At 42.2% G+C, this 14,007-nt stretch carries 13 protein-coding genes and 1 pseudogene; 6 read left to right on the top strand and 8 right to left on the bottom strand.

What is annotated here, in order from left to right:
* Positions 1-207: 207 nt before the first annotated feature.
* The 4 genes from CUU66_RS18450 to CUU66_RS18435 form a co-directional block, all read right to left on the bottom strand.
* Positions 208-1,917, bottom strand: coding sequence for an alpha-keto acid decarboxylase family protein (locus tag CUU66_RS18450; RefSeq protein ID WP_441339244.1), 1,710 nt, complete (start codon positions 1,915-1,917; stop codon positions 208-210).
* A 558-nt stretch (positions 1,918-2,475) separates the two neighbouring features.
* Positions 2,476-3,408: an alpha/beta hydrolase gene (locus CUU66_RS18445; protein WP_101644878.1), complete on the bottom strand. Its 933-nt coding sequence runs from the start codon at positions 3,406-3,408 to the stop codon at positions 2,476-2,478.
* Between the two features lie 891 nt (positions 3,409-4,299).
* Entirely contained in the window at positions 4,300-5,403 is a 1,104-nt protein-coding gene (locus CUU66_RS18440) for a metallophosphoesterase (protein ID WP_101644877.1), read from the bottom strand.
* 270 nt (positions 5,404-5,673) lie between these two features.
* Positions 5,674-6,621 (bottom strand): aldo/keto reductase family protein, encoded by a 948-nt coding sequence (locus CUU66_RS18435; RefSeq protein ID WP_101644879.1) that lies wholly within the window; start codon positions 6,619-6,621, stop codon positions 5,674-5,676.
* A gap of 170 nt (positions 6,622-6,791) precedes the next feature.
* On the opposite strand from CUU66_RS18435, the gene CUU66_RS18430 reads away from it, so the two are divergent.
* The 3 genes and pseudogenes from CUU66_RS18430 to CUU66_RS25035 all read left to right on the top strand — a co-directional run.
* Positions 6,792-7,370: a DNA-3-methyladenine glycosylase I gene (locus tag CUU66_RS18430; protein ID WP_101644876.1), complete on the top strand. Its 579-nt coding sequence runs from the start codon at positions 6,792-6,794 to the stop codon at positions 7,368-7,370.
* 5 nt (positions 7,371-7,375) lie between these two features.
* The gene (locus tag CUU66_RS18425; RefSeq protein ID WP_101644875.1) at positions 7,376-8,278 is read left to right on the top strand and encodes an NAD-dependent epimerase/dehydratase family protein; all 903 of its coding nucleotides are present in this window, start codon (positions 7,376-7,378) and stop codon (positions 8,276-8,278) included.
* A gap of 248 nt (positions 8,279-8,526) precedes the next feature.
* A pseudogene (locus tag CUU66_RS25035) lies at positions 8,527-8,719 on the top strand (aminopeptidase); the annotation flags it as partial.
* A 52-nt stretch (positions 8,720-8,771) separates the two neighbouring features.
* Here the strand turns inward: CUU66_RS25035 and CUU66_RS18415 are convergent.
* Complete coding sequence (locus tag CUU66_RS18415; protein ID WP_101644874.1) at positions 8,772-9,197, bottom strand: VOC family protein; 426 nt, start codon at positions 9,195-9,197, stop codon at positions 8,772-8,774.
* Positions 9,198-9,418: 221 nt separating this feature from the next.
* Positions 9,419-11,305 carry a selenocysteine-specific translation elongation factor gene (gene selB / locus CUU66_RS18410; RefSeq protein ID WP_101644873.1) on the bottom strand — a complete coding sequence of 629 codons (1,887 nt, stop codon included), beginning with the start codon at positions 11,303-11,305 and terminating at the stop codon, positions 9,419-9,421.
* A 148-nt stretch (positions 11,306-11,453) separates the two neighbouring features.
* On the opposite strand from selB, the gene CUU66_RS18405 reads away from it, so the two are divergent.
* Positions 11,454-11,777: a GNAT family N-acetyltransferase gene (locus CUU66_RS18405; protein ID WP_374703012.1), complete on the top strand. Its 324-nt coding sequence runs from the start codon at positions 11,454-11,456 to the stop codon at positions 11,775-11,777.
* Positions 11,778-11,806: 29 nt separating this feature from the next.
* Complete coding sequence (locus tag CUU66_RS25030; RefSeq protein WP_257968063.1) at positions 11,807-11,941, top strand: hypothetical protein; 135 nt, start codon at positions 11,807-11,809, stop codon at positions 11,939-11,941.
* An 89-nt stretch (positions 11,942-12,030) separates the two neighbouring features.
* Here the strand turns inward: CUU66_RS25030 and CUU66_RS18400 are convergent, their stop codons facing one another.
* Positions 12,031-12,576: a hypothetical protein gene (locus CUU66_RS18400; protein ID WP_101644871.1), complete on the bottom strand. Its 546-nt coding sequence runs from the start codon at positions 12,574-12,576 to the stop codon at positions 12,031-12,033.
* Between the two features lie 233 nt (positions 12,577-12,809).
* Here CUU66_RS18400 and CUU66_RS18395 point away from each other — a divergent pair, with 233 nt between their 5' ends.
* Entirely contained in the window at positions 12,810-13,097 is a 288-nt protein-coding gene (locus CUU66_RS18395) for a hypothetical protein (RefSeq protein WP_101644870.1), read from the top strand.
* Between the two features lie 92 nt (positions 13,098-13,189).
* Here the strand turns inward: CUU66_RS18395 and coaW are convergent, their stop codons facing one another.
* Entirely contained in the window at positions 13,190-14,002 is an 813-nt protein-coding gene (gene coaW, locus CUU66_RS18390; RefSeq protein WP_180955348.1) for a type II pantothenate kinase, read from the bottom strand.
* Positions 14,003-14,007 lie beyond the last annotated feature (5 nt).

The following is a 14,007-nucleotide window of genomic DNA, read 5'->3' as shown; positions in this document are numbered from 1 at the left end:
CTCCTCGGCTTCGCCTGTGGGGTCTCACCTGTCCCGCTGCTCCCGCAGGAGTCTCGCACCTTACGTTCCAATCAACCTGTTAATCAATAGGGTAGGATCACATAACTATTAAAAAACAACAATCTTTTAGAAAAGAGCCTTTTTAAAAGACATCTCTCAGCACATTGACAGACTGTTTTCCAACGCGGCCGTGCTCTCATGGTAAACTTATTTTTCAGCCTGCTGTTTCTGCTCCTCAAGAAAACTCCTCAACCTATTAAGATATTCGGGAGCATCCATTGGATCCTCAACCAACAGTTCAATCAAGCATAACCTTTCCGCACATTCTTCCCCTGCCTTCATAATGGCTGTTTCAAGATCAGAATTTGTACGCACCTCAGCAGTGAATGCTTCTACATTAAACAGATCCGGTAATTTTGTGTACTGCCACACAGGAATTTGATTATATTTTTGTTCATCTGTTTGGACATTCAATATCTTTTCAATCGTATATCCCTTATTGTTCAAAACAAATATAATCGGTTTACATCCGTTCTCAAGCATGGAACTTATTTCTTGAAAAGTCAGCTGAAGGGAACCGTCCCCAGTGAACAGCACCACTCGCCGGTCTGGTGCTGCCATACTGGCACCAAATGCAGCGGGAGCTGCATACCCAATGCTCTGCCACCCGCCCTGTCCGATATAATCAGCTCCATGAGGCAGTCTGACCTGTGACATTCCGTAAGTAAAAGTACCGGTCTCCACTACTACAATATCGTCCTCTCTAAGCATCTTCTGAAAGCGGGGATAATAAGATGAAGCAGCAATCGGTTCTCCGGGCTCCCCCTGCAGTTCTTCATATGGAAAAGATACGGTGAATAATTCTTCCTGGCGATATTCGATAGAACGCAGCTCTTTCAACAGGTCTTCGGCCTTTATATTCATGTACTGCGCTTGTCCAACTTGGACTGAATCCGGCTGTATGATAATCATTTTTAACGGATCGAGTTTTGCTGTATATTTAGACAAATTCATATCCGATTGTAATAAGCCCGCTGCAATAATGCAGTCAGCTTCTTCAATGATTGTTCGTACCTCATCACTGCCGAATGCGCCTCCATACATCCCGATATATTGAGGATGAGTCTCATCAAAACCACTTTTTCCCTGCATAAGAGATGCTGCAGGGATATGATACTGTTCAACCAGTGCCTGAACAGATTCAGAAAGATTATGACGAAGGACAGCCATATCAACCAGGGCAGCGGTTTGGCGTGAATTGCCCAGCATTTCCTGTATGTGCCTTAAAGCAGCCTTTAAAGCATGTTCATTTGTTTTCTCGGGACCTGGTTCCGGCAGCTTATGGCTTATGATTTGCTTTGGTACGAGGTCAATCGCAACCATTATATACACCGGCTTTTTCGTCTCCCTGGCAATGCGGATCGCCCTCGGTATTTCCATTTCAGCATTTTCCGGCGTAACAATGGCCGTATATCCGCTGATTTGTTCATAAACCTTTCGAAACACATCATAATTCCCGTCCATCAATGTATGATGCAGCAGCTTTTTCCCCTTCTGCTCAGCAGACTTTGGAGAACCGACTATATGTATGATCGGAACATTCTCACTGTAAGCACCCGCTACCGCGTTACAGGCACTCATCTCACCTACCCCAAATGTAGTGATCAATGCGGCCATTCCCTTCACACGTGCATACCCATCAGCAGAATATCCTGCATTCAACTCATTCCGTCCATTAATAAAACGGATACCATCATACCTTTCAATCGTATCAAGGAGCGAAAAATTATAATCACCTGGTATTCCGAAAATCTCTGTGATACCTTCTTCCATCAGTCGGTCCAACAAAAATTCCCCTACTGTCTTTTTTTCTGAACCAGCCAACATAATCCCTCCACTTCGTATAATTGCTACTATCATTTTATACCCAATGCCATTTCTTCTAATCAGATCACTTTCTGGGTACTGCTCCATTTGGGCATGATGCTTTATAACTAGATTGGCTGCTTTTAATATCATTTCCGCGATTTCTATCATCAACGAGATTGGGGACTTTGATTAGTTTTCCGACGAGGATAATGAGTACAAAGCAAAAAACGTTCGTTTGCTACTGCTGAACGCTTCTCTTAGGTGGCTGACATCCTAAAACTGGTTTCCAAAGGTGAACAGTGTTCGTGCTGATACGGATAGACGGTTTTCGATCACCTAGTGGCCTATGTATATTCAATCATATGGATTTTTTTTTACGAACAACCCAAATAAGAATAAATGTAGATACTTTCTGATACTTTGGACAAATTAGCAGTCCTCCTTTTTCCACACATAGACTTCCGTCTTTAAGAGTTTCTCCGTTCAGATTTCAAGAATACACATGATGCTGCTTTTAAAGTATGGGGTAAAGTCAGTGAATATAAAAAAGAGAGAGATCTTTTTAGATATCCCTTAAACTTCTGCAGTTAACATAATATTTTTATATTAATACTCATTCAAAAAAGAACCAATCCGTTCATATACATCTTTGATATCTTCTTTAGAGTCCATAATACCAAATAAATTAAAGAAACCGTGAATCTGCCCTTCTTCCCTCCTGATAACAACCGGCACTCCTGCTTGCTGCAGCTTTTCTGCATACAGCTCCCCTTCATCCCGCAGTGGATCATATTCTGCCGTAATAACGAGTGCTGGCGGAAGCCCGTTTAAGTTTGAAGACGTAATCGGTGCTGTATAAGGGTTATCAGCATGCTGTGGGTCTTGGACATACTGCCGCCCGAAAAATCCCATCGCATCTGTTGTTAAGAAATAACCGCTCCCATTTTCTGTATAGGAAGGGTATTTTCCGGGTTGATAGCGGTCTGTTACGGGGTAAAGCAATACTTGTTTAGCTATTTCTAAGCCGCCCTGTTCTTTTGCCATCATCGCCACAACTGCAGCAAGATTACCACCGGCGCTGTCACCAGCTACAGCTAACTTGGTGCGTTCGGCATTCAGTTCTTCCGCATGCTCATACACCCATTTTGCAGCTGCAAAGCAATCGTTTGGCGCAGCAGGAAACGGATGCTCTGGAGCTAATCGATAATCCACAGCCACAAGCAGTTGATTCGAAGCTTTTACAATACTTCTGCACACGGAGTCGTGAGTCTCCAAATCACCATACACAAAACCGCCCCCATGAAAAAAGACCACAACAGGAAAAGGCCCTTCTCCTTCGGGAGTGTAGATCCGGACTTTGATATCACTCTCCGGGCCGCTGATCACCCGATCCTCCACCTGGTGAACCTCTTCCACAGAACCTTTTGGAACATCGCTATTCCTCGAGCGGATATCCTCAAGAGAAGGAACATAGCCCTCCGGAATTGGAGTAATTAAATTCTCAAGGAAAAATCTCATTTTTGGATGTAAAACCGCCAAATAAATCCCCTCACTTTCTCACCGCAAATAATATATATTGCCTTACTTATATTCTATTAACTCTGTTAACAATCCTTTAGACGATAAAAAAACTTTCAGAAGGATCTCACCCACAGGCTTGGGGACTGTCCCCTATTTCCCGAGGCAGGATGTATTGGTACCACTGGGTTTGTGCGGGGACAGTCCCCCATTTCCCGTTCATTTCCCCTGAGGACTGATCAGTCTTAAACAAAATGATTTTTCCGTCCGGGTGATTCTTATGTCAGAGTTTAGGCACTAATAATGAAAAAAAAGATGGTTTTTGGCTCAAAACAGGGCTCAAATACCATCTTTTCTCTATTTTCTAGTCGTAACCTGTTACAATCAGGAGAGTTTTTAAAGCTTTTGAGGGTACTAGAATGTTTCTTGGGGCCGGTCTTGTAATTTATGCTTAAGTTTGTAAGGTTTATACTTAAGTTTAGGAGTTTTATGCTTAGGCTTCCGCCATTTACGCTTACCTTTTTTGGGTTTATGCTTATCCTAAAATTTTTATGCTTAAGTTGATAAGAATGCGCTTTTATTTTATTGGTTATGCGTATACTCCTTCACATATGCTTATCCCCATTGATTTATGCTTATCTACTACCCCAGGATAGACCCCACTTAATACCCTTTCCATTAGGAAACCAGCTCGCAAGCTAACCAGTTCCAAAACAAATAATGATTGTAACTTCTAAACATTCTCATTTCGGTATTGGAAAAGGAGCTTGATTTTCTCGGAGTAATGACAGAATGTATGTCCTATCATATGGCTCCCGTGGTTAAGAGGGCTGCAGCAGATTAAAGGGTATCCGCTCAATGCAGGAATACCGCCAGAATTAAAAAAGGGTATACACTGTATCACGTATACCCTCAGGAAAAATTGATATCAATCTGTAAGATTTCGGAACGGCTCCCTATCCGGAGCGGCGGTCCCCAAAAACCGTAACCTGAAGATACAAAAGCATGCAGATTTCCTTTTTTTAGATATCCCCAGTCAAGCTCGTATATTTTCTTAGTGATCAAGTGATTAGGTGCCATCTGCCCGCGGTGGGTGTGACCTGACAAAAGCACATCCACTCCGCTTTCTTCGGCCTGTCCCAATTCATATGGCTGATGATCCATTGCAATGACCGGGCAGGTTTTGTCTAAAGTGCCGGTGAGCTGATCAAATGGCAGCCGGTTTCGATCCATACGATCTTTTCTTCCTACCAGATAAAAACTCTCTTCAAGCAAGATCGCTTCATCCATCAGGAAACGGATATTGATACTTCGCATGACCTCCAATAACTTCTCTAGGTCCCCTCCGTAATAATCATGGTTACCAGGAACTCCGTATACCCCAAGAGGAGCATGCAGATCTGACATAATCCTGTGAAATTTTTTTCGGGTAAATGGCTCAAGATCATCGTCTATGATATCACCTGCAAGAAGAATGATATCTGGCTTCATACCGTTCACTTTTTCAATCAGCCTTTTTGCATGTCCCACTCCCGACAGTCGACCAAAATGCATATCTGAAGCTACTGCCAGCCTCATGGATTGTCGTCCGTTCAATGGTTTAGCAATTGTTATCTGGTGTTTGCGAATGATAGGCTGATAAGCGTTAAACATCCCATAAGCGAAAAGGACGATATACAACGAAATAACGACCATCCCGGTATAAAAAATGGCGCTGTTCAGGGAAACGCCGCAAAAGTATGCAGCCAGTACAGCCAAATCTGCAGCTGGAAAAAGGAATACACCGTACTGGAAAAAGCCAAACCAGAAGGAACCGATGGCCCTGAATATATCCGATCTTTTCCTAAAAAAATAAGAATAAGATATGAAGCCCCAGATGCCCCAATACAAAAAGGGCTGGGCAAAACCAAAGGAAGAATGAAGCCAAACCCACCCATTCCATCCCATAAATATAATTAATCCATTAAAAATTAGAAGAAGTAACAAATAGCGAATATACCCGCGTCTATTCTTCATTTATTTTGCGCTCCCTTTGTGGCAACTACATAATCATTATAATACCTTCAAAACTGCATTATATAACCAGAAATAAAGACTTATTCATACAAAGTACGCCTGGACACTTTGAAGCCAGGCGTACTTTATCTTATTGTGGTTAATAGTAAAAGCGGATAGTAATATTAACATACATTTATTCTAAAATTGGATGCCGGAGAAAAACATAGGAGCTCTTGGCGGGTATTGCCTTTAGGAATCTTCCAAACCGGAGGCATGAGCCGAAGATCTTTACGCCAATATACCTTCAATTTGCTCAATTACTTCTGATGTCAAGGACACATCTACTGCTTTGATGTTTTCCTCCACTTGTTCCGGCTTGCTCGCACCTATCAAGGCACTTGCCACATTTGGCTGGCGCAAAATCCAGGCTAAGGCCAGCTGGGATATTGTGATATCCATTTCTTTTGCGATTTTTTCCAGCTGCTCTACCTTAAGCAGCACTTCATCCACAAGAAGCTTATCCATGAACATGTTGGACTTTGCATCCGTTGCCCGGCTTCCTTCCGGGAAATGTGCCCCTCGTTTATACTTTCCAGTCAGTACTCCTTGAGCAAGCGGGGAAAATACAATCTGGCTGATTCCATTCTGCTCGCTCAAAGGAATGATTTCTTTTTCAATATAACGCTGGAACATGCTGTAATTCGGCTGGTTGACTACGATCCGGTCCAACAAATACTTGTCTGCCGTGCCGAGTCCTTCCTGGATCTGCTGGGCAGTCCACTCACTTACTCCGACATATAATACTTTTCCCTGGCGCACCATATCATCAATAGTTCGGAGGGTCTCATCTATTGGAGTTTCAGGATCAAATCGATGGCAATAGTAAATATCTACATAATCCAGCTGAAGACGGCTTAAGCTCGCATGAAGCTGCTCAAAAACATGCTTTCTGGAAAGACCTTTATCATTTGGCCCTTCGCCCATCTGCCCAAATACTTTGGTCGCCAGGACATACGACTCTCTTGGATATTTCCGCAGTGCTTCACCGACGATTTTTTCAGCTTCCCCTCTTGCATATACATTAGCCGTATCAAACGAATTGATTCCTGCATGATAGGCTGCATCAATCGTGGATTCTGCGGTATTCTTTTCCGTTGAATTTCCATATGTAAGCCAGCTGCCTAAACTAATTTCACTAACCTTTAATCCTGTCCTGCCCAGTCTGCGGTATTTCATATTTTCTTCTCCCCCATCTGTTACTGTGCTTTCAAACATATAACGCTTACATAAGTGTATCTAGTTACACTTCCTTTTGTCTAATCACAGGTTCTGATTCTTTTAAAATGATAGCTGATAAGGCATATATGCTATGATTGAGAAAAAGTCATTTTTAAGGGGAGAATGTAATGAACAGATGTGGATGGGTCAATCAGGATCCGCTTTATATGAATTACCACGATCACGAATGGGCAGTGCCCATCCATGACGACCGCCTCTTGTTTGAATATCTTAATCTAGAAGGAGCTCAAGCTGGTCTGAGCTGGTACACGATCCTGAAGAAACGGGAAAATTACCGTATAGCGTTTGACAATTTTGATGTTAATAAGATCCTAAAATATGATGAAGAAAAAATCGAACTGCTCATGAACAATAAAGGAATTGTAAGAAACCGATTAAAAATACGGGCAGTTATATCGAATGCTGAAGCTTATCAAAAGGTCGCAGCTGAATTCGGGTCTTTCCATTCTTATATCTGGTCGTTTGTCGATGGAGAACCCATTCAAAACCATTATAAGGAATTAAGTGAGGTTCCGGCAGTCACCGAAATCAGCGACAGAATGAGTAAAGACTTGAAAAAACGCGGGTTCAAATTCGTTGGATCCACGATTTGCTATGCGTTTATGCAGGCAGTGGGGATGGTGAACGATCATTTGACAACCTGCGGATGCTATAAGCAGGTGAGTGTCAATAAAAGCGAGGGGTAATTTAAATGAACTTGGCAGGTATGAAGATTTTAGTAACTGGTATCACTGGAACTTTAGGTGAAAAAGCAGCTGTGCGATTTTTAAAAGAGGCTGCCGAAGTAAGAGCTTTAATAAGAGATTCTAAGTATATGAACAAATTTCGAGAATTAGGGATAACCCCTGTATTAGGAGAATTAACAAATCGACCTTCCTTGGAAGAAGCTCTAAAGAATATTGATATTATCATTCACTGTGCGGCCTATCTAGGGAATGAGTTAGAAAAAGCTGTGAATTCTAATGTAACAGGTGTAGATCTATTAGCCAGTGTTTCAATGAAAGCAGGAGTAAGAAAGTTTATACATATATCAACTCTGTCGGTTTATGGCCAGCCTGAAGAAGGATTCTTTGACGAAACCACTCCCCTCGTACAAAAACACGAAGAAGTCTATGTAGAGACAAAGGCAGAATCAGAGAGAATTCTTAGCAAGTATATGAAAGAAGGTCTTGACGTCGTCATACTTAGGCCTGGGGCAATCTGTTCAGAAGAGAACTCCTACTGGGGAGACAGACAGGTATACCGCATGTTAAATACTGACACGGTTGATTGGGTACACCCAGACGATATGGTACCTTGGATTCATGCAGATAATTTAGCAGAAATGATTCATTTAGTCCTTGCCAAAGGAGTAAGTAACGAAATATATAACGCCGTTGATGGGAATTTTCCTGAAAGTGACTTTCGAGTTAAACTGATTAACACCCTTGGCAAGAATCTTAAAATACCTGGCCGTAAAAAAGAATGTGCACTATTCTCCAACTCGAAAATCAAAGGATTAGGATACCGGCCTGTCAAAACATTTCAAGAGACTGTAACTAATCTTGATAAATTAGCGGTAAGCCAGTTGGAAACATTAGATATAAACCATTAGCCTGCAAAGCCCTCCATCTTTTGGCGGGCTTGTTTCTTCGATAAAAAGCTTTTAAAAACGTTCATTCTGCCTCCCTATCGCATAATACAAAAAAATGTTATTGTCATTCATATATTAATCCGTGAAGAAATAATTCGAATTTAATAGAATAATGGTGTATGGGGCCTTTCCTTCATAGGGAGAAACTTGTTGTTCAATTCTATGGTACGGGGCTGTCCCTTTCTCCTGGATTTTTGAGCTATAGCGGTTTCGCGCTCGGAGATGCTTATGATCAGGCAAACAACGGCTACAAATCTACCATTCATTGGGATAGTGTGCTTTTATTAGAGAAACAGTACGGCGGCAGGGAAATCTATTTTGACGATGTATTACCTTAGTAAAGATGGAAGGTTTGTATTGGAGTCGTTACAAGGTTTAAATCCTGAAAATCTGACCTACTGATATAAAAAAAGGACAGCTCTGCTGCAAAGGTACAGAGCCGTCCCTTTCTTATTTATTGCTTTCCCTCAGTATGAACCTGGAAGGTAATCCCAAATTTGTCTGTTACGTTCCCATAGGCCGGGCTGAAAAACGTTTCTTGAAGCGGCATGTTTACTTTTCCGCCCTGTTGTAATGCATCAAACATTTTCGTTGCTTTTTCTACGTCGTCTGTTGAAATGCAGACCGTGATTTGATTCCCCAGCTGATACGGCTGCCCAGGGAATGTATCTGAGAACATCATTTCAGAATCCCCGACTTTAATAGTCGCATGTGAGATCCGGCCCTTTGCATCTTCAGGAAGGGGGTATTCTGGATTTTCCGGCATTTCTCCAAACGTTTGGCTGAACAGGATCTGTGCATCCAGTGCCTGTTCATAAAACTTAAGTGCCTCCGCAGCATTTCCATTCATTACTAAATAAGGGGTTAAGTATACTGACATAAATTCCAGCTCCTTTTCTCTTTTTCATATGTATGTATGGCATGAGATCCATTCGATAAAATAGGAAGGGCTTAATCCCTTCCATAATTATCCTCTGACCATATTATAAAAGAAAGAACATATGTTTGCAACTTGTTTTTAAATGCATGTATTCTGAAACATAGGTAATCAGGCAAACTATGCCTTCACAGTCGTCAAAGTTCCCTCCGTCGGATATGCCCCTACTTCCCGGCAACCCAGATTCGGATGTTCCCTTCCCTTCTGGTAAACTTCACCTCATCGAGCTTTTCCAGGTAAGGGATGATATGCTTACGGGAGAGACCTAATATATCTTTAGCCTCACCAACTTCAAAGCTTTCAGCAGTTCCTTTTTTAAGTTCTTGAACACCCTGATTGAATGCTTCCACGTGAACCGATAACTGATCATCTATAGGCACAAGAATGTTCTGTTCAGTGTAGAAGCGCATCATATCTGCTTCCAGCAGCTGAGGCAATCCAGCTTCCGTAAAATATTCCTTGAATGGCCTGACTTTCAGTCTGTCCTTTCTTACCGCTTCTATCATTGATTCTGACCGTCTGCACCAGCCTGAAGGAATATGAGGCACAAATTCAGCTGAAGATAAATATGAGCCTTTCCGTATCCACAATTCCTTTTCTTCTCCATTAGAAATGAGATATTCGGCTAACTCCTTAGGCATTCCCTGTACAAGGTCTGATACTAGTTCTGCCTTATTGATACCGGTTTTCAATGAATTTTGTTTGTGAAAATCCGCAATTGTTTCCTTTAGCTTTTTCTGGATGGCCACTGCCACTTCGTAATGAGTCACATGACCTGGCCGATAGGATATAAATGCTGGATCAGCAAGTACTTCATCTAATTCTGCTGCAGAGAGGGATGTTTCCTGCGACAGAGCTTCTTTAGATATCCCTTTGTCCCGCTTTATAGCATCCAGGACTCTGTCCGCGGGACTTCCCTCTTTTTTCTTGATGAGCTGTTCTATTGTTTTCTTTCCAAACCGGTATTTTCCGCCAGCTGGATCGATAACCCATCCTCCTCCGATGGTTTCAGCAGGACTCGGGCGGCGGAGGATGAACCTATCCCCTCTTCTTGCTGCAATTTCGCGGTCTAGCCGCAGCTGGCACAGAATTCCTTCTTGACCAGAACCTAACTCATTGCGATCAAAAAAGATTATTTTTCCCATGACTTCCGAAGTACCGATATAACACTTAATGGGCATACGCTGCTTGAGTTCCTGTGTTAAGTCCTGAGTGGTTGACAGCGCAACATCGATTACGTCAGCTGCTTGAAAATCGCTGGTTGAAACAAGAACATCCCCTCGAACCACTTCTTCATTGGAAAGTCCCCCCAGGTTAACAGCTGCCCGCTGCCCTGCAAAAATCCGGTCTGCCTGCTTATTGTGCACTTGAAGCTGGCGTGCTCTCGTTACTAACCTTTTTGGTATCAGATAAAGAGTTTCCCCTTCTCGAAGAGAGCCATTATATACCGTACCCCGGACAACGGTACCATGTCCTTTCACGGTGAAGACTTGATCGATTGGCATCCGGAATGCATCATGATTCTCGCTCACTTCCAGAGTCTCGAGCTCTTTAAGAATCAATGCTGTCAGTTCATCAATTCCCTTATTTGATAAACTGTCCACGTTAATAACCGGACTGTTTTCAAAGATGCTCCCTTCCAGCTCGAGAGCAATCTCTTCCTGAACAAGTTCCTGGAATTCCGGATCCACTTTATCAATTTTAGTTATAGCGACGATTCCTTTTTTCACTCCAAGGAACTGAAGGATTTCCAAGTGTTCCTTTGTTTGAGGCATGACTCCTTCATCAGCAGCCACAACAAGGATCACAAGCTGGATTCCTGCAACTCCAGCAATCATCTGACGGATAAAACGCTCGTGTCCAGGAACATCGACAATGCTTACTGTCAGCTTATCGTCCTCATAGAGCGGTGCAAATCCGAGTTCGATTGAAATCTGCCGCTCCTTTTCTTCCTTCAGCTGATCAGTATCCACATTTGTTAAGGCCTTTGTTAATGATGTTTTCCCATGGTCAATATGGCCGGCCATACCTATAGTAAAATGCTTTTTCATTTATATTCCCTTCCACAGCCAGCAGATCTGGCATAACTTTTCATTAAATATACCTCTGCCTTTAGTATAATAGAGACAGGCTATAATTTCTAACAGGACCGCCGCGTGAGGACATAATAATATGATACCGGAAGGATCGTGTTAAGTGATGAAAGCACAAATCAGATTAGGAAACGAAGATGATATCAAAACAGCATATAAGCTGATGAGAGAAGCTTTTGAAGAATACCGGGTTCTGGAAATCCCTTCCAGCGCGATTGATGAGCCAGTGGATTTTCTTCTTAACTCCTTCAAAAACGGTACAGAAAAAGTCATCTTATGCTTGGTTAATGGGATACCTCTTGGTTCTTCTAGATTTACGCTAAGAGAAGACTCTCTATATTTTTCAAGAGTATCAGTACCGCCTTATGCGAGAGGTAGAGGATTGGCAAAGTCGATGTTATCGTGGCTTGAAAATCATGCTGAGGAATAGGCGAAAATAAGCTAGAATGCAGGGTCAGAATGGGTTTAGAACAAAATATCCGTCTCTATCAGTCCTTGGGTTATGCTGTTGTCAAGGTTGAAGATGTAATCAATGCAAACGGATTTCAGGTAAAAACCGCCGTTATGGAAAAAGTTATAAACAAATTGGGTTAATATTCTCCTTCATATAAAAAACTCCCTGCAGCACTGCAGGAAGCCATTGTCGGGGACAATCCCCATTAGCCGGATTATTTCCCGAATCTTTAGAGTCTATTGCTTTCAACCAATATCCTAGTAATGAAATAATCCAGGTTTTTTCTGTGGTACCGTTGATTTGCAAAAGAAATAAGCAGAAGCAGCGCATTTATAAGAAAAAGAAGAATCGTGCCTGTAGTCCATGAGTGGGAATAGAACAATAGAATCAAGGATATGCAGGATAAAATGCAGCTTGCGTTAAGTGCCCGTAAGGACTCTACTAATGCAAGACGGCTGCTGTAAATCCGCAGTGTTTTCTCACCGTTTGGAGCATTGATAATGATTTGGTCCATCCTGAATTCATGGCGGAAGTAGTTTTCCCATTTATTCCAAATCACAAAGCCAAACAATACACTCATCTGGTATATCGCATACCCTAAAATGATCCCGAATCCTAATAATACTGTGATAAATCCGCCAAAAGAAATATCATATCCATGTATATATCGAATGAATGATTTTCTATCATCCATAAGAAAATAACTTAATAGGACTGTAATAAACAGCCATCCGGGTATCCCCCATTTTATTAGATCTCTTACTCCAAAATTCATATGTATATCTTCCTTCCCCGGGCAGTTCTTCAATGTTATCTTGTTATCTACTATAACATCATCTTTCACTAAATGCTTTTCCCTTCTGAATTGATGGCAGTCAATAACTAGGAAAATTCATTAAAATCCCCTTTTTATATTAAAAAATGAATAAACAAAAAGGCGATAACATAGTCATTTATGATAGAAAAACATAGATTAACAGTATCTGATATAGAAAGGAGATAAATTCAATGGGAAATAGAAAGAAGATAGAAAAACTTGTGAAAAAAATCCTCAAAAATAAAAGAAAGTGGATAAAAGTTGATATGAACGTTTTCATGCAGCAGCCCGTAAATAAAGCGGCAACGGTTAATGCGCTCCTGGCAGAAACCGCGGGAAAAGCAGGGGTTGGAAAGGTAAACCAAGGTCCTGGCGTAAACCAAGGTCCCGGTGTAAACCAAGGTCCTGGTATCAACACAGGCCGTAAAGCCGTTACTGCTGTTGAGCTGGGAATTGATCAACAAGGCTTCCGGATGTGAATTCAGGAAGTAGTGAATACACGTAAGCCAGTTCTGGCATAACGTATAAAAAGGAGGAATTTCATTAGTGAAATTCCTCTTTTTATTATATTTCAGTCAGCAAGTAAAGCACCGATTGCCCCGCTGAATTCTCCATTTTCAAGCTCATGATAGGAAAATCCAAAAGTTTCAGTTGTCTGCTTTAAAAATTCTTTAAATAAGCGGCTGCCATTAAGTGTGTTTCCAATATACATGATATCCTTCACACCTTTAACCCCTGCATTATGAGTAGATAGCAGTGCTACAGTTTCTGTAATCATGCCCGCCAGTGCGGCGAGAATATCTTCCTTTTTCATGTCGCCCTGCATCGCTTTGCCAAAGTTGCTGGCGGTAAAATGACCAGGGATCGGAGGCTCTGATGGCTCATAAATGTCCTTCACCTGCAGGTCAACCCTGCTTCGGTCACCAGCTTCAGCCAGTCTGCAGATTTCGTTGAAGTCTTTTTCTCCTGCCAAAATGGATGCAAGCCCCATAAGTGTCCCTCCGCCGACTCCTGACCCAGCCATCCGGACAGATTCTTCCCTGGTCATATAGTGAATCGATGTACCAGTCCCGACATTGGCAAGAATAAAACCGGACGCGAGCAGCGGATGGGCCGGGTCCAGCAGATAGCGGAAGCCTTCTGTAACAGCCCTGAACTCATCCACCCCCCTGAATGATGCTCCCTTCAGCCTTTCCTGGATCCATGCGGTTCTTCCACCAGTCAGCGAATAGCGCGCACGTGGAGCAGTAAACTGCAGCCATTGCAGGAATGTGTCAAAATTTTCATACGAATATTTTTTCAAGTGCAGCCTGCCATTTTCAAAATAAGCTGCTTTAAGCAGCGTTCCCCCCGCATCCAATCCGATCTTCTGCTGTCCTGCCATGACCA

The organism is Peribacillus deserti, assembly GCF_002863585.1.
In the GTDB taxonomy this organism is placed as follows: Bacteria; Bacillota; Bacilli; order Bacillales; family DSM-1321; genus Paraperibacillus; species Paraperibacillus deserti_A.
The sequence above is the reverse complement of the archived record's forward strand: the minus strand, read 5'-3'. Positions and strand labels throughout refer to the sequence as shown.